The organism is Variovorax robiniae (assembly GCF_037889955.1).
GTDB lineage: Bacteria > Pseudomonadota > Gammaproteobacteria > Burkholderiales > Burkholderiaceae_C > Variovorax > Variovorax robiniae.
In genome coordinates, this window is the sequence record NZ_JBBKZS010000006.1 from 62,711 (window position 1) to 80,588 (window position 17,878).

The window sequence follows — 17,878 nt, forward strand, 5'->3', positions numbered from 1 at the left end:
TGAAGCCAAGGCGAGCAATGCCTGTTCCAGGGCACCCGCGGAACCGGCTTTGCCGGGCCGCTGGGTGCGCCCCCTTGAGGGGGAGCGCCGCAGGCGCATTCGGGGGTGGGTCGCCTTTCAGCTCTTGCGCACGCGGCGCAACTCGTCGAGCACCAGGCAGATCGCGCCAATGGTGATCGCGCTGTCGGCCACGTTGAAGGCCGGGAAGTGCTTGCCGCCCAGGTGGAAGTCGAGGAAGTCGACCACGTAGCCGTGCATCATCCGGTCGATCACATTGCCAATCGCGCCGCCCAGGATGCAGGCCATCGCGAAGGAGAACAGCTTCTGCCCGGCGTGCTTCTTGAGCATCCAGAAGATGAACACGGCCGCCCCGACGCCGATGGCGGTGAAGAACCAGCGCTGCCAGCCCGCCGCATCGGCCAGGAAGGAGAACGCAGCGCCCGTGTTGTGCGCCCGCACGATGTTGAAGAAGTTGGTGATCTCGGTGACGCCGCCGTACTGGTAGTAGCCGAGGATCAGCGTCTTGGTGAACTGGTCGACGATCAGGATGATCGCCGCCAGTCCCAGCCAGGGCCAGACGCCGGCGCCGAATGCGGAGGAGGACGAAGTCGATCGCTTGGCGGGCATCAGGCAAAGCTCCGTGCTTCACCGGCGCCATGCAGGTTGCTGGTGCAACGGCCGCAGATCGTCGGGTAGGCCGCATCGTGGCCGACATCGGCGCGGTAGTGCCAGCAACGCTCGCACTTGGTGTCGGTGCTGACCATGACCTGCGTCGACACGGCGGCGCCCGCGACCAGTTTGATGGCCGAGGTGATGAACACGAACTTCAGGTCCTCGCCGAGGCTGGCCAGCAGCGCGTGGTCGTCCGGTCCTGCGGTGAGTTCGATGTTGGCTTGCAGGGAGGAGCCGACCTTGCCCTCGGCCCGCACCGCCTCGATCTGCTTGTTCACGTCGTCGCGGATCTCGCGGATGCGGTTCCACTTGGCCAGCAGCGCCTCGTCGGGCGCGTCGAACTGGCTGAACTTCTGCGCGAAGATCGAATGGCCGTCGCCCACGAGTGCCCACGCCTCTTCGGCCGTGAAGCTCAGGAAGGGCGCCATCCAGCGCAGCATCGCTTGCGAGATGTGCCACAGCGCAGTCTGCGCGCTTCGACGCGCATGCGAGCCGGCGGCGGTCGTGTACAGGCGGTCCTTCAGGATGTCGAGGTAGAAGGCGCCCAGGTCTTCCGAGCAGTAGACCTGCAGCTTGGCCACCACCGGATGGAACTCGTAGACCTTGTAGTGCGCCAGGATCTCGGCCTGGAACTGCGCCGCGCGGGCGAGCGCGTAGCGGTCGATCTCCAGCAGCTGGTCCAGCGGCACCGCATCCTTCGTGATGTCGAAGTCGCTGGTGTTCGCGAGCAGGAAGCGCAGCGTGTTGCGGATGCGGCGATAGGCATCGACCACGCGCGCGAGGATCTTGTCGTCGCCCGCGATGTCGCCCGAATAGTCGCTGGCCGCCACCCACAGCCGGATGATTTCCGCGCCCAGCTTCTTGCTGACCTCCTGCGGATCGATGCCGTTGCCGAGCGACTTGCTCATCTTGCGGCCCTGGCTGTCGACCGTGAAGCCGTGCGTCAGCAGGCCGCGGTAGGGCGCGCGGTCTTCCAGCGCGCAGGCGATCAGCAGCGAGGAATGGAACCAGCCGCGATGTTGGTCATGGCCTTCGAGGTACAGGTCGGCCTCGGGACCGGTCGCGTGGTGCACCGTCGGGTGCGTGCCGCGCAGCACATGCCAGAAAGTCGAGCCGGAGTCGAACCACACCTCCAGGATGTCGGTGCTCTTGGTGTAATGCGGCGCGTCCTCGGCGCCGAGGATTTCCTCGACGGTCACGCGGCTCCAGGCCTCGATGCCGCCTTCCTCGACGATGTCGGCGGCCTGGTCCAGGATCTCCATCGTGCGCGGATGCAGCTCGCCCGAGTCCTTGTGCAGGAAGAAGGGGATCGGCACGCCCCAGCTGCGCTGGCGCGAGATGCACCAGTCGGGCCGGTTGGCGATCATGTCGTGCAGGCGCGCCTTGCCGTTCTCCGGATAGAAGCTGGTCTGCTCGATCGCTTCGAGCGCGGTCTGTCGCAGCGTCTTCGGCGCCTTGTCCTTGGTGAACACGCCTTCGCCCTCGTCCATGCGCACGAACCATTGCGCGGCGGCACGGTAGATCACCGGCGTCTTGTGGCGCCAGCAATGCGGGTAGCTGTGGGTGATGGCCTCGGTGGTCAGCAGGCGGTTGGCGTCGCGCAACGCCTGGATGATGTGCGGCACGGCCTTCCAGATGTGCTCGCCGCCGAACAGCGGGAAGTCGGGCGCATAGGCGCCGTTGCCCTGCACCGGGTTCAGGATGTCGTCGTAGGCCACGCCATGAGCGATGCAGGAGTTGAAGTCTTCCACGCCGTACGCGGGCGAGGAGTGGACCAGGCCGGTGCCGTCGTCGGCGGTGGCGTAGTCGGCCAGGTAGACCGGTGACAGGCGCTTGTAGCCCGCATCGACGTCGTACAGCGGATGCTCGAACTCCAGCCCGCCCAGCTTCTCGCCCTTGGCCGTGGCGATGACCTGGCCATCGAGTGCCCAACGGTTCATGCACATCTCGACCAGCGAGGCGGCCAGCACCAGCAGGCCGCGCGGCGTGTCGACCAGTGCGTAGTCCAGTTCGGGGTTCAGGTTGATGGCCTGGTTGGCCGGGATGGTCCACGCGGTCGTGGTCCAGATGACGGCGAAGGCGTCCTTGGTCAGGGACGGCAGGTCGAAGGCCGCGGCCAGCTTCGCGGGGTCGTGCGCCTTGAAGGCCACGTCGAGCGTCTGCGATTTCTTGTCCGCGTACTCGATCTCGAACTCGGCGAGCGAGGAGCCGCAGTCGAAGCACCAGTACACCGGCTTCAGCCCGCGATAGACGAAGCCGCGCTCGATCACGCGCTTGAACGCACGCAGTTCGCCGGCCTCGTTGGCGAAGTCCATCGTCTTGTACGGATGGTCCCACTCACCCAGCACGCCCAGGCGCTTGAAGTCGACCATCTGCTGCGCGATCTGCTCCGTCGCGAAGGCACGGCTCTTCGCCTGCATGTCGTCGCGGCTCAGGTTGCGGCCGTGCTTCTTCTCGATCGCGTTCTCGATCGGCAGGCCGTGGCAGTCCCAGCCCGGCACGTAGAGCGCGTCGAAGCCTTCGAGCTGCCGCTCCTTGGTGATCATGTCCTTCAGGATCTTGTTGACCGCGTGGCCCATGTGGATCTGGCCGTTGGCGTACGGAGGGCCGTCATGCAGGATGAACTTGGGTGCGCCGATGCGGGCATCGCGCAGGCGGTGGTAGCGGCCTTCGTCTTCCCAGGCCTTGACCCAGCCCGGCTCGCGCTTGGGCAGGTCGCCGCGCATCGGGAAGGGGGTGTCGGGCAGGTTGAGGGTGGCGCGGTAGTCGGTGGCGCCAGCGGATTTGGTGTCGGACATGGGGGTTCCAGAAATCTGCGCTGCTCACTTTGCAACGCTCGAACAATCGATGGGGCGTGAGGCGCGCCGAATGGAGGCGCGCGCCGCACGCGGCGGATCAGGCTCCGCTCTGAATTCGGTCGCGCGTGGTCTGGCGATGGGTGGAAGCGAAGAACGCACGTGCGTCGTCACCGTCCTTGGCGATGCCCGCTTTCAGGGCCTCGAGGCTGGTGTAGCGCAATTCGTCGTGCAGTTTGAGCAGCAGTTCCACGCGCACGATTTTACCGTAGGCCCCTTCGCCGGCCAGCTCCGCAGGCCATTCGAGGCAGTGCGTCTCCAGCAGCACCCGGCCGGCGTTGACGTCGTTGGCATCGAGCGAAGGGCGGACGCCGAGGTTGGCCACGCCCTGGATCGGCCGATCCACCAGCCCATGCACCAGCACCGCGAAGATGCCGTTGGCCGCGGGCTTCCAGTGCTTGAAGCGCATGTTGAGCGTGGGGAAGCCCAATGTGCGGCCCAGCTTGCGACCATGGACGACGTGACCGCTGATGCTGTAGGGCCGGCCCAGCAGCGCCTGCGCCCGGGCCATGTCGCCCTTGCCCAGGGCCTCGCGCACGGCCGAGCTCGATACGCGAGTCTGGTGGACCTCGTAGCTCTGCATGCGGGCCACGTCGAAGCCGCGGGCATCGCCGGCCGCGTCGAGCATGGCGTAGTCGCCGGCGCGCTTGGCGCCGAAACGGAAGTCGTCGCCCACCAGCACATAGCGCGCGCCCAGGCCATTGACCAGCACCCGGTCGACGAATTCATCCGGCGTCTGGCCAGCGAGGCGGCCGTCGAAGGGCAGCACCACCGTCTGGTCGACACCGCACGCGGCCAATTCGGTCAGCTTGTCGCGCAAGGTGCCCACCCGGGCGGGCGCGAGTTCGGGCTTTTTGGTGAGCGCCGCGAAGTAGTCGCGCGGGTGCGGCTCGAAGGTCAGCACGCAACTCGGCAGCCCGCGATGGCGGGCCTCGGTCGTCAGCAGCGCGAGCATGGCCTGGTGGCCCCGGTGCACGCCGTCGAAATTGCCGATGGTGAGGGCGCATGCCGGCGCGATGCCGGGATGCCGGAACCCGCGGAAAACCTGCATGGTTGGTATCTTTTTGATAGCACGCTGCGCCCACGGTATGGGCTTACAGAGGGCATATTGTCATAAAGCCGGTATATTGTGACGCAGTGCAACGAAAGCGGCGCGTGACGGCCCGATCCTTGCACTGGTAGCTGGTCTCTCTCCGTGGTCCGTCTTTCTGGAGGCGTGTGTGGTGAAGGTCTTGAAGCTGTCAGCCCAAGGGCTGCCCCAATCGTGGATTTCGCTCGAACAGGCGGTGACGCACTACGCCGCCGACGAGGTGCGCTGGGAAGCCGGCGGCGAAATCGCGTTGTTCCGCGGCGGACACAACGCGCGGACGGGCCTGCAGTCGCAGATCGTGATCAACAGCATCATCGGCACCAAGGGCGTGCCGCGCATCAACCCCTTCAACCAGCGCCCCGGCCTCACCAACAGCAAGCTGTTCGCGCGCGACCGCAACATCTGCGCCTACTGCGGAGGCCACTTCCACGAGGAAGACCTGACGCGCGAGCACATCATTCCGTTCGCGCAGAAGGGCGTGGACGTCTGGATGAACGTGGTCACGGCGTGCAAGCCCTGCAACCACCGCAAGAGCAGCCGCACGCCCGAGCAGGCCAACATGCCGCTGCTGTACGCGCCCTACGTGCCGAGCCTGTGGGAAGACTTCATCCTGCGCAACCGCCGCATCCTGGCGGACCAGATGGAGTTCCTCATGGCGCACCTGCCGCACAGCTCGCGGCTGCACGGGTAGCTACTTCGGCGCGATCACCAGCGTCGCGTGCGAGTTGGCGACGCCGGGGGTCACGGTGCCGGTGCGCAGGTAGCGCGCCTTGAAGTTCAGTTGCAGGTTGCCGCTGGCATCCGCGGTGCTGCCGCTGCCCACCCACTTGTATTGCACCGCGCCCGGCTGCGTCAGCGGCAACGGTGCATCGTTCGATTGCAGCAGTTGCACGGCGATGCCCTTGGCAGGGTTGGCCGTGCTGTCCAGCTTGAGCACGCCCTGCGCGCCGGTGCTGTCGTAGCCGTCGGCCTGTCCAACGACGGCCCAGTTCACGGCCGTGTTCTTCGCACATTGCGCGGTGATCTGCACCGGGCGGGTCGAATCGCCCTTGGCGGGCTGGCCGACGGTGGGAAAGCTTCCTGCCGGAACCTTGCCCATGTTGACGTCGACCTGGCCGAAGCTGCCGCAAGGCGTCATCGTGATGCGGGTGTTCTGCGTGAGTTGCAGCCGCACCAGGTTGAACAGCTGCGTGTTGTTGGCCGGCGGCGTGGATTCGTTGTTCATCACCGAGAACAGGCTGAAGCCGTTGCCGCCGTTGTTCTGCAACTGCACGCCCGCGGCCGGCGGGTTGCCCGCCAGCTTGTACAAGGTCGCGCGGATCGAGAACTGGGGCAGTTGCCGCCAGTTGAAGAGGTACTGGCCGTTGGAGCAACTTGTGTAGGCGGGGTAGCCCGCGGCGGCGCCGGTCGAGGCCTTGGCATCCGCGCACGGGATACCGACGATGGGCGTCGGCATCGGCGGGATGTTCTTGCGCGTGCCGCTGGTGGTCCAGGTGAAGGACTGGTCGGGCGCGCCGGCGCTGATCAATTCGGTGGTGTAGCCCACGGTGCCGCTGCCGGTGCCGTCGCCGTAGGGGTTGCCGCTGCCGCTGTCCTGCATGACGTACATCCCGCCACCCGGCGTGGGCGAGGTCACGCCCGCGACCGGGCCGTTGTTGGCGCTGCGCGACCAGTGCTGTTCGAGCCACCAGTAGCTGATGCGATTGCTGGCGTTGTCGCAGTAGCCGAAGTAGCCGCCGTTCTGCGCGCGCAGCACGTCGCCGCTGATCGTGACTTGCGCGATCGGCGAGCCGACCGGCGTGTTCTGGTCGATCACGATCTGGCTGCCGAAGTCGAACAGCAGCGGAAAGTCGTTGAAGGGCGAGTACTTGGAACAGCCCGCATGCGCCGACGAGGCGGCGCCCAACGCCATGAGACACAGCGCAACCGCGGCGAGCCAGCGCCGGGGCAGGCCGGACATCCTGCCCGGCGACCGAAGACGGAGGTCGGTCATGGCATTCATCCTTTGTGCGCCGCGTTGGCCTCAGTGCCTTTGCGCGCGGGTTCGGTGACCAGCAGGCCGGTCGTCGGCTCGCAGGGCAATTCATGCACCTCGATGCCGCCGGTCTGCGTCGAATCCTTCGTGGGCTTGCCGAGGCGGGCCAGGTCGATGCTGCACTGGCGTTCCTCCTTGTCGGTGCCCCAGCTCACTCGCACTGTGCCGCTGTCGGCCAGGTCGCGCAACAGCAACCGGCCTTCGCCGCCGACCACGCCCAGCTCGCGGCCCTTGGCGTCGCGGGCAGTGGCGCCCAGCGGCACGCGCGAGTCGCCGCTTTCCAGCACCAGCAGCGTGGGCTTGCCGGTGGAGGTTTCGAAGGGCAGCTTGACCACGGCGCCGTCATAAGGCGCGACGCGTCGGGTGGTTTCCAGCAACTCGACGTCGTCGGAGGTGCCCTTGGGGTCCAGGCCGATCTCGTTTTCGCGGTAAGACGACAGCGAAGGAACGATGGCGTAGCCGTTGCCGTCCACGGTGACGTTGGTGCGACCGGTGACGGTCGCGCCCTTGGCGCCCTTGGCCTCGATCAGGCCGACGGTGTCGCCCGTCGATTGGCCGAAGGTCACGCCGCCGCCGTGGACCAGCAGCGAGCCGCTCATGCCGGCGGACGCCTGCTTGAAGCCGCGCGCAGCGGAGGCCGTGCCTTGCAGCGTTCCCACGCCGGTGGTCTTGGCCAGGCTGCCGCCGACGCTTGCGTTGTTGCTGGCGTTGTCGCGTCCGGCCGCCGCATAGGCGGAATACGACAGGCTGCGGTTGTCCAGCATCGCGCCGGAGACCTGGGTCTGCGCGGTGCTGTGGCCGTCGGCCGTGTGGCCGAGCGAGGCGCTCATCTGCGGCGCGCCTGCATCCTTGCCCAGCGGGATGCTGAGGGTGAAGTTGATGCCGTTGCTGGCCTGGCCGCGGATCGGGTCGTAGGTGCGCGCCAGGTTGACGCTGTAGTTCGCGCTGCCGATCGAATTGCTGTAGCCGACCTGGAAGGTGCTGGTGCGCTGGGCATCGCCCCAGTAGTCGTTGACCGAGCCGGAGGCGTAGAGGCTGCCCGAGCCGATCGGCTGGCTGGCATAGAGCTGGAAGCTCTGGCGCTGGTTGATGGTGCTGTCGAATTCGAGGGGCATCGCGGCCACGTCGTCGCGGGCCTGTTGCAGGTAGGCCGCGTCGCGCAGCGAGGCGAAGCCGCCGCTCGAATAACGGTAGACCGCCAGGCCGAGGTTGGTGCCGGTGGACGCGAGGTACTTGCTGTACGAGGTGCGCAGGCTCCAGCCATTGCGGTCTTCGTCGCCGAGCGCGGCATGCGACAGGGTGAGGTCGGAGCCGAAGGCGCCGATGGGTGTGTTGAAGGCGACGCCGCCCATGGCCGAGGCATATCGGTTGCTGCCGACCTGCACGCCGGCGGTGCCGGTCACGGAGTTGGTCAGGCCGCGCTGGTAGACGGCTTCCGCGAAGTACGGCGCGTCCTTGAGCGCGCTGTCCTTGACCTTGCCGATCGCGACTTCGTGCTTGGCATGGCCCGGACGCAGCAGGTCGGGGATGGCCGCATAGGGTACGGTGAAGGCTTGCTGGCTGCCGTCGGCCTCGAGCACGGTCACCTTCAGGTCGCCGCCGTAGCCGGTGGGATAGAGGTCGGTGATTTCGAAGGGGCCGGCTGAGACGGTGGTTTCGTAGAGGATCGCGTCATGCTGGCGCACGGTGACGCGGGCGTTGCTGCGCGCCACGCCACGCACCACCGGCGCGAAGCCGCGCTGCGAATCGGGCAGCATGCGTTCGTCGCTGGTGAGCACGACGCCGCGCATCGGCATGGAAGTCGAGAAGCGCGGGCTGGAATAGCTGTCGCCCATGCGCACGACCGAGCCGATGCTCGGCAATGCGCGCTGGATGTAATTGGCGTTGGACTGGAAGGTCACGCCCTGCCGGGTGCCCCAGCTCAACGACGAGTTGTTGCGGTACTGCCAGAGCCCCAGGTTGAAGCCGGCGCGCAAGCCCAGGTACGCGCTGTCGTTCGTGATGCCGCGGGCGCTGCTGTGATAGCCGTTGGCCACATAGTTGACCAGCAGGCCCGAGCTGCCCGCATCCCAGAGCGAGGGATCGACATAGCCGCGCGGCTGGTTGAGCAGCATGATCTGCGGCAGGCTGAGGTTGAGGCGGTATTCGTTGGCGTCGAAGGTGGCCTTGGCGGCTTCGCCCAGGCCTTCGATGCGGACAAGCGTGTCGTTGGCGACCTGTGGGGCGCCCTTGGCGGAGGTGTCGGCATCGGCCGAGGGGCTTTCATCGGTCGAGGCATTGGTGTCGGCCACGCCGACGGGCGTCGTGCCCGTAGCGGCTGCGATGAATTCTTCCTTGACATTGGCCGCGCGCAGCACGGATGCCGGCAGCACGATCTGCTTGCGGCCGGTGTCGCTGAGCACCACCTGCATGTCCGCGCGCTGGAGCATCCGGTCGTTGAGATACACGTCCACCGAGTAGACGCCCGGGTCGAGCGGATTGCCTTCGGCGAAGCGTGCGGTGTCGACACCGGCGCTGACAAAGGCGCTGTTGAACTCGGCGAGATCGTCGGTGGCCGCCGCGCCGGCCGCGGGCTTGGCGCTCGATGGTGCCGACACGGCCGCCGCAGGAGAAGCCTGTGTCATTGCCACCAAGGCAAGCACCAGCGCGGCCGCAGCGATGGGGCTGCGTCGAGCGTGCTCGATGGTTGGGACGACACATGCTTTCAAAGGAGACTCCTCGATCAGGTGGGCATGGCTGCGCCGGCGTGGCCGGTTCATGGGCACGCGGGGCAGGAGACAGGGGCGGGGGCTTAGGGGGCGATGGTCGCGTCTTGCAGAAGCACGGCGCCGTAGTCGTTGACGATGCCGAAGTTCAGCGTGGCCGGCGTGCCCTTCACATCGACGGGCCAGCGGCGCTTGCCGAAGGGCTCGATCATGTCGGCTTCGACCGGTTCGCTCTCGACCGCACCGGTCTTGAGCTTGAGCTGGGTCAGCGAGGCATGCAGCGGTGTGGGGTTGCTGCCTTCGATGAAGGTCTTGCCGTCCTCCTTCACCATGCGCCAGGTCAGGCGCTTGCCGACTTCGTCCGCCTGCTGCGCCACGCCCTTGGGCCGGTAGAACAGCTTGAGGCGTGTGCGGATCGCCATCTGGAGGTAGTTTTCCGCCTTCGGCTTGACCGGCACTTCGAGGATGTTGAGCCAGTAGACCGATTCCTTGTCGGTGGGCATCTTCGACTCGATCTGCTTGATGCGCAGGCTCTGGCCCTTGTCGCCGTCCAGGCGAAAGACCGAGGGGGTCATGAGAAATGGGGAGCGGGCGTCTTCCGGGTTCTTGTTGCCGGCGTTCTCATCGATCCAGGCCTGTACCAGCACCGGACTCGTGCCGCGGTTCGTCATGCGCACCGTTTGTTCGCGTGCACCTTCGTCATAGATGACGCGGGTGCCGGTGACGACGATGTTGGCAAATGAGGGCAGTGCCGCGACAACCAGTGCCAGGGACAGTGCAGCGCGCCGGAGGACTTTGATCATGGAAGGTCGCCCATTTCAAAAGAGAGGTGGAAAGATGGGGGCTTGTCGACGAATGAACTCCGCAACAAATGAAATTGGGGGGCGAGGCCGCAGCCGGCCTCTTGGGTATTTGCCGGCCCCGGAGGCTTTGATGCACTCCGGGCGGCGGGTTGATTTACTTGTACTCCAGTTCGAAGCTGCCGGAAGAAGTCACCGTGCCGGCGCCGACGGCCGAGCCGGTCGAGACGTAATAGGCGTTCAGCGGAATCGACGCGGCGCCCGTGCCGGTGTCGATCGCCGTGAAGCCGCCGGTGTTCTCTGCCGGACGCAATTGCGTGTCCAGTTGATCCCAGACGCCGACCTCGACATTGGACGCCGAGCCGGTGTTCTTGAACAGGCCGCGAACCTGGTCGAGCTGGGCGGCATTGCCAACGAAGCGAACGCCAACTTGGCCGGACGCGGGGACGCAGTCGGCCAGGTCGATGGTGAACAAGGTCTGGCCCGCGCGCTTGCCTTCGCCGCCGTTCAACTGCGAAGCCGTGATCTTCGGCAGCGTGACGTTGATGGCGCCCGTGCCGTCGGCGTTGGCCACGGCGCAGGTGCTGGCGACGACTTCGCCGTTGAAATTGACGGTGCCATTGGCGGCTGAAGCGGTGCCAGCCACCAGGGCGAGAGTGGTGCCGAGGACGGAAATCAGGAGGGTCTTGCGCATTTTCAATTCCTAAAGGGTTGGTTAAATAAATTCTTCAAGCCGACATTCTTTTTAATTTGAATGCATTGTCGAATTGGCTTGGAGCGAATTATAGGTAAAAACCCTCGGATGAAAAGTATTGCGAACAGCCGTTGTTGATGAATTGTTAACTATTTCACACGGGAATTTGCAATTGAATTAATGAAATAGGACGGGTCGCCAATTCAATTGGGAATCTTCCCGCGCGGCCTGGGAAATGGCTGCAATGGCCGCAGGCGATGCCTTGGACGCAGGCGCCTGCGGAAATGAAAACGCCCGACAGTGCAGGACTGTCGGGCGCGACGGTGAGGGAAGGACGGGTCAGGCGCTCAGGCAAACACCCCTGCGGTGTCCTGCATGCGTGCCGACACCTCGCCCAGGTGATGCATCGTGTCGCCGAAGCTCATCTCCATCTGCGTCAACTTGCGGAAGTAATGGCTGCCGATGTATTCATCGGTCACGCCGATGCCGCCATGCAGTTGCACCGAGTTCGCGCCGACGAAGCGCATGGCCACGCCCAGCTGGTACTTGGCGCGCGCCATCGCCTGGCGGCGTTCGGCCGTCGGGGCGTTGAGCTTGAGCGTGGCGTAGTAGCTCATCGAGCGCGCCAGTTCGAGCTGCATCTTCATGTCTGCGACGCGGTGACGCAGGGCCTGGAAGCTGCCGATGGTCACGCCGAACTGCTTGCGCTGGTTCAGGTACTCGACGGTGATGTCCATGGTCTTGTCCATCACGCCGACGGCTTCAGCGCAGGTGGCTGCGATGCCGACATCCACTGCATGTTCCAGCGCGGCCAGGCCGTCCTTGGTGATCAGCGTGGCGGCTGCCTTGTCGAACACGACTTCAGCGCCGCGGCTGCCGTCCTGCAGGCCGTAGCCGCGCGATTCGACACCGCTGGCCGCACGCTCGACCAGGAAGAGGGCGATCTTGCCGTCGAGTTGTGCCGGCACGATGTAGGCATCCGCTTCGTCGCCCACCGGCACGACGCTCTTCTCGCCGGTCACCGTGTAGCCGCTGCCAGAAGCGGCCGCTTGCGCCGCGCACTGGTCCAGCCGGTAGCGCGCCTTGCGCTCCTGGTAGGCCAGCACCACGATGGCCTGGCCGCCGGCGATGCGCGGCAGCCAGTTTTCCTTCGTCGCCTCGTCGGCATGGGCGGACAACACGGCGCCCGAGATCAGCGCCTGCGCCAGTGGCTCCAGCACGATGCCGCGGCCCAGTTCCTCCATCACGACCATGCCTTCGACCGGGCCCATGCCCATGCCGCCGTCGTCTTCCGGGATGTACAGGCCAGCCAGCCCGAGCTCGGCCAACTCTTCCCACGCGTCGCGCGAGAAACCGCCGGCCGCTTCGGTGGCGCTGCGGCGCGCGAAGTCATAGCCCTTGTCGACCCACTTGCGAACCGCGTCGCGCAGTTGTTCCTGGTCGTCAGAAAAATTGAAATCCATTGTCTTGCTCTCCTCAGCCCAGGACGGTCTGCGCAACGATGTTGCGCTGCACTTCGTTGCTGCCACCGTAGATGGTGGTCTTGCGCATGTTGAAGAAGGTCGACGCCAGCGGCGCCAGGTTCGGGTGGCCGCCCGGGAAGTTGCCTTGCCAGCCCGCTTCCATCGCTTCGCGGATCAGCGGCAACGCATAGGGGCCGGCGGCCAGCATCATCAGTTCGGTGTAGCGCTGCTGCATCTCGCTGCCGCGGATCTTCAGCAGGCCGGCCACGTCGAGCGAGTTCTTGCCCGAGGTCGCGGCCGACAGCACGCGCAGCACCATCATCTCTAGCGCGACGACGTCGACTTCGAGCTTGGCGATCTCGTCGCGGAAGCGCTGGTCGTCCCACACGCCTTCCTGCTTGGCGATGCGCTTCAGGCGCTCCAGTTCGCGCTTGGCGCGGTTCACGTCGGCGATGTTGGTGCGTTCATGCGAGAGCAGGTGCTTGGCATAGGTCCAGCCCTTGTTCTCCTCGCCGATCAGGTTCTCGACCGGCACTTCGACGTTGTCGAAGAACACCTCGTTGACTTCATGGCCGCCGTCGATCAGCTTGATCGGGCGCACCGTCACGCCGGGCGACTTCATGTCGAGCAGCAGGAAACTGATGCCGGTCTGCGGCTTGCCTTCGTTGCTTGTGCGGACCAGGTTGAACATCCAGTCGCCGTGCTGGCCGAGCGTGGTCCAGGTCTTCTGGCCGTTGACGATGTACTTGTCGCCCTTGCGCTCGGCCTTGGTCTTGACGGAGGCGAGGTCGGAGCCGGAACCCGGCTCGCTGTAGCCCTGGCTCCACCAGACTTCGCCGCTGGCGATGCCGGGCAGGAAGCGTTTCTGCTGCTCCTCGTTGCCAAAGGCCTGGATCACCGGTGCGACCATCACCGGGCCGAAGGGGACGATGCGGGGCGCACCGGCCAGCGCGCATTCTTCCTCGAACAGGTGCCGCTGCACCGCGGTCCAGCCGGGGCCGCCGAACTTGGTGGGCCAGCCGTAGCCGAGCCAGCCCTTCTTGCCAAGGATCTTGGCCCAATTCTGCATGTCGTCACGCGTCAGTTCCAACGCGTTGTGCACCTTGTGGGCGGTTTCCTTGGGCAGGTTTTCCTTGACCCATGCGCGAATGTCCTCGCGGAACTTCTGTTCCTCGGGCGTGAAGCTCAAATCCATGCGTGCCTCGCTAAATTTTTCCGGTGCCACCGAAGGGCGGCTGTCTCCGTGCCGGCCGGAGTTTTAGCACGATCGTGCGAAGACGAGGTGTCCGCGCGGCGACAAGAGCCCGGGACGGCGTCCGGATTTTTGCCCGATGCCGTGCCGGGATAATCCGCGCCCAATGCAGAAGAACATCGTGATCCTGATTTCCGGCGGCGGCTCCAACATGGCGGCCATCGTGCGCGCGGCGGCGCAGGGCCGTTGGGCCGAACGATTCAATGCGCGCGTCGCTGCGGTGATCAGCAACAAGCCGGGGGCGGGCGGCTTGCAGGTCGCCAAGGAACTGGGCGTCGCCGTGGCGTCAGTGGACCATCGCGGGTTCGCTGCGCGCGAGGATTTCGACGCCGCGCTCTCGACCGAAATCGACAAGCACTCGCCCGCGCTCATCGTGCTCGCCGGTTTCATGCGCATCCTCACGCCGGGCTTCGTCAACCACTACGCAGGGCGGCTCATCAACATCCACCCATCCTTGCTGCCCGCGTTTCCCGGCCTGCACACGCACCGGCGCGCCATCGAGGCCGGTTGCAAGGTGGCCGGCGTGACCGTTCACCAGGTCACGACGGAACTGGACCACGGGCCGATCCTCGCGCAGGCCGTGGTCCCGGTCCTGCCGGACGACGATGCCGAAACGCTCGCCGCACGCGTCCTCACCCAGGAACACCGCATCTACGCTCACGCGATCGAGGGATGGCTGGCGGGCCGGTAATGTGACAGAATGTTTCAATCCCCCGGCGGACCTATGAAGGCCGCCGGGTGTTGACCGGGAAACATCGAGATCGCACCCCATGCAATCCACCGCTGGATTCGCCCGCACAGCGGCGGGCGTCCGGCGATTGCTTCATGGAATCCTGGCGAAGCGCGCTTGCGTGACGCCATCGATCTCGACCGTCTCGCCAAACATCGCCGCCGGTCGCACCCAGAGGCCATGGCTGCCGTAGAGGGCGCGATAGAGCGTCAGGGGCTCCAGCGTTTCGCTGTGGCGAACGGTGCCGATGACCTCGTACTCGCCGCCCTTGTAGTGGCGGTAGCGGCCGGGTGGGGTTTCGATGAGGGGGGGCAGGTCTGTGTCTTGCATTGTTGAGTGAAGGCGGTTTGTGGAACGGGCAGATTTCATTCACCTCGTCCGACTGAGCGAGCATGCCAGTGCGGAAGACAGTGTGCGCTACCGGCGCGGCGTGGCGCTGTTCGCGTCGCTCGGGTACCTGTGGGTCATCGCCTGCCTGCTGCTCGCCGTTGCGGTGTTCGTCTGGGCGCTCGGCTCGGTGGCCCACGGAAGATTTCAGGTCGGCCGCCTGTGGGCGCTGGCCTTTGGCGCGGGCCTGTTCTGGGTCACCTTGCGTGCGTTGTGGGTGCGCTTCGATGCGCCCGAGGGCATGCGCCTGGAGCGCGCGGATGCCCCCGGCCTGTTCGAGGCACTCGATCGCATCCGCCACAAGATCGGCGGCCCGCCGATCCACGAGGTCTACGTCGACGACCAATTCAACGCCAGCATCCAGCAGACGCCGCGCTACGGCATCTTCGGCGGCGCGGTCAACTGCCTCAGCATCGGGCTGCCCTTGCTGATGGCGCTGGACCGGCGCCGGGTGCTTTCAGTGCTGGCGCATGAATATGGCCACCTGCGCGGCAACCATGGCCGGCTCAGCGCCTGGATCTACCGCACCCGCCTGTCCTGGCTCAAGCTCGACGCCAGCCTGCAGCGCGACGAAGGCGTGATGGCGCTGGCCTCGCAGGCCTTCTTCCGCTGGTACTTCCCCCGCTTTGCCGCCCGGACCTTCGCGCTGGCCCGGCAGGACGAATACGAAGCCGACCGCATCTCCTCCTGGCTGCTGGGCAGCAAGGTGGCCGCGTATGCACTGACCGAGATCGCCATCAAGGGCCAGTGGTATGCCGATCATTTCTGGGCCGAGCACTGGTCCCGCGCCGCGCAGGACCATGTCGTGGTCGGCCCCTTCGTCGCCCTGCGCGAACGCATGGCCGAGGCGCCCGCGCCCGCCTTCGCGAGCCAGGCCCTGCGCAATGTGCTGAGCCGCGTGAGTGACGTCGACGACACGCACCCGGCACTGCGTGACCGCCTGGAAGCCTTCGACCGCCGGCCTGAATTACCGTCCTGGTCGGGCAAGTCAGCGCTGCACCTCCTCGCCGATCCGGAGCGCTGGATCGCGCATTTCGACCGCCAATGGTGCAGTCGCCATGCCGAGGACTGGAAGCAGCACCACGCCTGGCTCGGCCGCATCCGCGAACGCGTGGCGGAACTGGCAGCCAGCGCTGCGCGCCACAACGCCAACGAAATGGTCGAGTGGGCCGACCTGGAACGCAGGCTCGACCGCAATGTGCCGGTGCGCGACCGCTACGAACGCGCACTCGCGCTCACGCCGAACCATGCCGGTGCCCTGCGCGGGCTGATCCAGCTGCGGCCGGTGCAGGATCGCGCGGGCAGCATGCGACTGCTCGAGGACCTGCACGCCTCTGACGCCCCGAGCCGCTGGTGGGCCGCGCAACACGCGGTCGGACTGCTCGAGAACCCCGACAGCGGCCACCATGATGCGATGGCTCTGAAGCACTGGCGCGCCCGCCGCAAGGAAGCGGAAGAGGCGGAGAAGCGCGCCTGGGAAGAAGTCGTCGACACCCAGTACTTCAGCCAGATCGCGCGGCACGACCTCAGCGATTTCGAGTTGGGCGAACTGCGCGCCGACTTCGTGCGCTGCAAGCCGATCCAGAAGGCCTGGGTGGTGCGCAAGAACCTGCGCGAGTTCCCCTGGCGGCGCTGCTACATCGTGTTCCTCCAACTGCCGGAAGACTTGGACGACGGCGACCGCTACGACCTGTGTCGCTCGCTGGAGCGCACGGCCAGCATCCCCGGAACGTCATTGGTGCTCTGGGCCGGTCATTCACCCACGCTAGACGAGATCGAGCGACAGGCCTTCGAACCGGTCTGGGCCCGCGGCCTCTGATATCGCAGATCCGGGGCGAATGGGGCGCAATGGGACAATCGCCCCATGCACCCCAAAGCCCTGTTGGAGGCGACCGCCGATCTGGTCGGCCTCGTCCTCAAGTTCGATCATCCCGCCGACGCCGTCGTCTCGCGCTTCTTCCGCGAGCACCGCGAGTTCGGTCCACGCGAGCGCGCCACGCTGGCCGAGACCGTCTACACCGTGCTGCGCAAGAAGCAACTGTTCGACCACCTGTCGCCTTCGGGCAGCGGGCCGAAGGAGCGTCGCATGGCCATCCTCGGCTTCCACGGGCCGCGCGACTTCCTGAAAAGCGCGCTCAACGACACCGAGAAGCGCTGGCTCGACAACTGCGACGCGGTCAACGAGGCGGACCTGCTCGAACGCCATCGCCATAACCTGCCGGAGTGGCTGGTGAGTCCGCTGAAGGCGCAACTCGGCGACGGCTTCTGGCCGCTGGTGCAAAGCCTCCAGCAGCCCGCGCCGCTGGACCTGCGCGTCAACATGCTCAACGACAAGCGCGCCGACGTGCAGAAGGAACTCAAGCTGGCCGGCATTCCGGCCAAGCCCACGCCCTTTTCCCCCTGGGGCCTGCGCATCGACGGCAAGCCGGCCATCAACAAGGTCGACGCCTTTGCCCGCGGTGCCGTGGAAGTGCAGGACGAAGGTTCCCAGTTGCTCGCACTGCTGCTCGACGCGCACCGTGGCGAGATGGTCGTGGACTTCTGCGCCGGCGCCGGCGGCAAGACGCTGGCCATCGGCGCATCCATGCGCAACACCGGGCGGCTCTATGCCTTCGACGTCTCGGCGCATCGCCTCGACGCGTTGAAGCCGCGCCTGGCGCGCAGCAAGCTGTCGAACGTCCACCCCGCCGCCATTGCGCACGAGCGCGACGACCGCATCAAGCGCCTGGCCGGCAAGATCGACCGCGTGCTGGTCGACGCGCCTTGCTCCGGCCTCGGCACGCTGCGCCGCAACCCCGACCTCAAATGGCGCCAATCGGCCAAGTCGGTGGCCGAGTTGACGGTCAAGCAGGCGGCCATCCTGCAAAGCGCCGCGCGGCTGCTCAAGCCGGGCGGCCGGCTGATTTATGCCACCTGCAGCGTCTTGCCCGAGGAAAACGAGGCCATCGCCGAGGCGTTTTCGGCCGCCAACCCGGATTTCGAGGTGCGGGAAGCGGGCGAACTGTTGACCAGTCTCAAGGTGGAAAACGCGGCCAATCTGTGCGCCGGCGGCGATTCCGGCCTGCGCTACCTGCGCCTCTGGCCGCACCTGCATTCGACGGACGGCTTCTTCGCGGCGGTGTGGGAACGTAAGTAATTGTGTTAGGGAAGTAAACCCAAAGATGCCGGAACCATGCGGTAAATCAAGGATTTAGC

General features: G+C 66.1%; 14 protein-coding genes. 4 read left to right on the forward strand and 10 right to left on the reverse strand.

Features of this window, described 5'->3' with window-relative positions; genetic code table 11:
* Window positions 1-117 precede the first annotated feature (117 nt).
* The 3 genes from lspA to WKW79_RS15755 form a co-directional block, all read right to left on the reverse strand.
* Window positions 118-627: a signal peptidase II gene (gene lspA, locus WKW79_RS15745; protein WP_340336113.1), complete on the reverse strand. Its 510-nt coding sequence runs from the start codon at window positions 625-627 to the stop codon at window positions 118-120.
* A complete protein-coding gene (ileS, locus tag WKW79_RS15750; protein WP_340336114.1) occupies window positions 627-3,470 on the reverse strand; it encodes an isoleucine--tRNA ligase in 2,844 nt (947 codons plus the stop codon). The genes lspA and ileS overlap by 1 nt, the downstream gene beginning before the upstream one ends.
* Before the next feature lie 97 nt (window positions 3,471-3,567).
* On the reverse strand, window positions 3,568-4,578 hold the full coding sequence (locus WKW79_RS15755) for a bifunctional riboflavin kinase/FAD synthetase (protein WP_340336115.1): 1,011 nt from the start codon (window positions 4,576-4,578) through the stop codon (window positions 3,568-3,570).
* 172 nt (window positions 4,579-4,750) lie between these two features.
* On the opposite strand from WKW79_RS15755, the gene WKW79_RS15760 reads away from it, so the two are divergent.
* Window positions 4,751-5,308, forward strand: a complete 558-nt coding sequence (locus tag WKW79_RS15760; protein ID WP_340336116.1) for an HNH endonuclease — start codon at window positions 4,751-4,753, stop codon at window positions 5,306-5,308.
* Here WKW79_RS15760 and WKW79_RS15765 read toward each other — a convergent pair whose 3' ends face one another.
* The 6 genes from WKW79_RS15765 to WKW79_RS15790 all read right to left on the reverse strand — a co-directional run bounded on the left by WKW79_RS15765 (window position 5,309) and on the right by WKW79_RS15790 (window position 13,509).
* On the reverse strand, window positions 5,309-6,610 hold the full coding sequence (locus WKW79_RS15765; protein WP_340336117.1) for a fimbrial protein: 1,302 nt from the start codon (window positions 6,608-6,610) through the stop codon (window positions 5,309-5,311).
* A 5-nt stretch (window positions 6,611-6,615) separates the two neighbouring features.
* Complete coding sequence (locus WKW79_RS15770; RefSeq protein WP_340336118.1) at window positions 6,616-9,276, reverse strand: fimbria/pilus outer membrane usher protein; 2,661 nt, start codon at window positions 9,274-9,276, stop codon at window positions 6,616-6,618.
* 167 nt (window positions 9,277-9,443) lie between these two features.
* Window positions 9,444-10,160 (reverse strand): fimbrial biogenesis chaperone, encoded by a 717-nt coding sequence (locus WKW79_RS15775; protein ID WP_340336119.1) that lies wholly within the window; start codon window positions 10,158-10,160, stop codon window positions 9,444-9,446.
* A gap of 154 nt (window positions 10,161-10,314) precedes the next feature.
* Entirely contained in the window at window positions 10,315-10,851 is a 537-nt protein-coding gene (locus WKW79_RS15780; protein ID WP_340336120.1) for a fimbrial protein, read from the reverse strand.
* Between the two features lie 347 nt (window positions 10,852-11,198).
* Entirely contained in the window at window positions 11,199-12,314 is a 1,116-nt protein-coding gene (locus WKW79_RS15785) for an acyl-CoA dehydrogenase family protein (protein ID WP_340336121.1), read from the reverse strand.
* Window positions 12,315-12,327: 13 nt separating this feature from the next.
* Window positions 12,328-13,509, reverse strand: a complete 1,182-nt coding sequence (locus WKW79_RS15790; RefSeq protein WP_340336122.1) for an acyl-CoA dehydrogenase family protein — start codon at window positions 13,507-13,509, stop codon at window positions 12,328-12,330.
* Window positions 13,510-13,672: 163 nt separating this feature from the next.
* Between WKW79_RS15790 and purN the strand changes: the two genes are divergently transcribed.
* A complete protein-coding gene (gene purN, locus WKW79_RS15795; protein ID WP_340336123.1) occupies window positions 13,673-14,257 on the forward strand; it encodes a phosphoribosylglycinamide formyltransferase in 585 nt (194 codons plus the stop codon).
* 132 nt (window positions 14,258-14,389) lie between these two features.
* Here the strand turns inward: purN and WKW79_RS15800 are convergent, their stop codons facing one another.
* Window positions 14,390-14,626, reverse strand: coding sequence for a DUF1653 domain-containing protein (locus WKW79_RS15800; RefSeq protein WP_340336124.1), 237 nt, complete (start codon window positions 14,624-14,626; stop codon window positions 14,390-14,392).
* A 19-nt stretch (window positions 14,627-14,645) separates the two neighbouring features.
* Between WKW79_RS15800 and WKW79_RS15805 the strand changes: the two genes are divergently transcribed.
* Window positions 14,646-16,502 carry a M48 family metallopeptidase gene (locus WKW79_RS15805; protein ID WP_340336125.1) on the forward strand — a complete coding sequence of 619 codons (1,857 nt, stop codon included), beginning with the start codon at window positions 14,646-14,648 and terminating at the stop codon, window positions 16,500-16,502.
* A gap of 45 nt (window positions 16,503-16,547) precedes the next feature.
* The gene (locus tag WKW79_RS15810) at window positions 16,548-17,819 is read left to right on the forward strand and encodes an RsmB/NOP family class I SAM-dependent RNA methyltransferase (RefSeq protein ID WP_340336126.1); all 1,272 of its coding nucleotides are present in this window, start codon (window positions 16,548-16,550) and stop codon (window positions 17,817-17,819) included.
* Window positions 17,820-17,878 lie beyond the last annotated feature (59 nt).